Source organism: Streptomyces sp. A012304, assembly GCF_026008495.1.
Lineage (GTDB): Bacteria > Actinomycetota > Actinomycetes > Streptomycetales > Streptomycetaceae > Streptomyces.
Genome location: NZ_BQUN01000130.1, coordinates 1 through 1,319, shown reverse-complemented (window position 1 = coordinate 1,319; position 1,319 = coordinate 1). Strand labels below are relative to the sequence as shown.

2 protein-coding genes are annotated in these 1,319 nt (G+C 71.3%); one reads left to right on the top strand and one right to left on the bottom strand.

Translation table 11 applies throughout. The features are described 5' to 3' along the window. A partial coding sequence (locus tag ALMP_RS32960; RefSeq protein WP_264935126.1) for a hypothetical protein occupies positions 1-482 on the bottom strand: 482 nt, incomplete at its 3' end. On the opposite strand from ALMP_RS32960, the gene ALMP_RS32955 reads away from it, so the two are divergent. Continuing rightward, positions 436-1,260, top strand: a complete 825-nt coding sequence (locus ALMP_RS32955) for a hypothetical protein (protein ID WP_264935125.1) — start codon at positions 436-438, stop codon at positions 1,258-1,260. The two genes, ALMP_RS32960 and ALMP_RS32955, sit on opposite strands and share 47 nt — an antisense overlap. Positions 1,261-1,319 lie beyond the last annotated feature (59 nt).

The window sequence follows — 1,319 nt, the reverse complement described above, 5'->3', positions numbered from 1 at the left end:
CCCGCCACGAGGAGGACCACCTGTTGGCCCTCGGTCCGCATGAGCGGGCCGCGCTCGCCGGCGGCCGGAGCCGGCTGGAGAAGGGCCACCGGCGGCAACTGGCCACCGTGCTGGGGCCGGTGACCGTGACCCGATGCGCCCTGCGCGGCGCGGGCATGATCAACCTCTACGCCGCCGACGCCATGCTGGGCCTGCCCCACGGCCGGCACAGCCTGGGACTGCGCCGGCTCGCGGTCCTCGAAGCGGCCCGCGGTTCCTACGACACCGCCCTGGAAGCGATCGACCGCAGCTGCGGCGGCCGGGTGGCGGGCAAACGCCAGGTGGAGGATCTGGTGCGGGCCGCGGACGTGGACGTCGCCGCGTTCTATACGGCCCGCACGCCCGGCCCCGGCCCAGACGCTGCTGGTGATCAGTGTCGACCAGAAGGGAATCGTGATGCGCCCGGGCCACCTGCGCGAGGCCACCGCGAAGGCCGCCGCCAAAGCCCGGCACACCTTCCGCACCCGGCTGTCGACCGGCGAGAAGTCCTGCCGCAAAAGGATGGCCACCCCTCGCCGTCGTCCACGACGCCGAGCCCGCCATCCGCCGCCCGGCGGCCGCACCGGAGTCCGCACCGTCCGCAAAGGACCCACCGCACGGGCGAAATGGCTCACCGCCTCCGTCCGCGAGGACGCCGAAACCGTCATCGCCGCCGCGTTCGACCAGGCCGAAGCCCGCGACCCCGAACACCACCGGAACTGGGTCGTACTGATTGACGGCGCCACCCACCAGCGGGAGCTGATCCAGGCCGAGGCCGCCCGCCGCAATGTCACGATCCACATCGTCCTAGACATCGTCCACGTGATCGAAAAACTGTGGGCGGCCTCGCGGTGTTTCCACACCGCCACCGATCCCGCCACCGAGGACTGGGTCGGCATCAAGGCCGCCCGGATCCTGGCCGGCGACGCCCCCGGCGCCGCCCACGACATCCGCACCGAAGCCGACCGCCGCCACCTCACCGACGACCAGCGCACCGCCGCCGACAAAGCGTGCCGCTACCTCGAGAACAACGCCGACTTCGTCCACTACGACCAGGCCCTGGCCGGCGGCTGGCCGATCGCCAGCGGCGCCGTCGAAGGGGCAGCCCGCCATCTGGTCGCCGACAGACTCGACATCACCGGCAGCAGGTGGACAGTCCCCGGCGCCGAAGCCGTCCTCACCCTCCGGCATCGAGGCGCGGAGTTCGAGGCAAGATTGATCACGACATCACACAGGCCCTAGTACTGCAACGGTCTTTGCCGTGACTGCTGGCCAGTTCGGTCGTTGGTGTGGTTATGGGT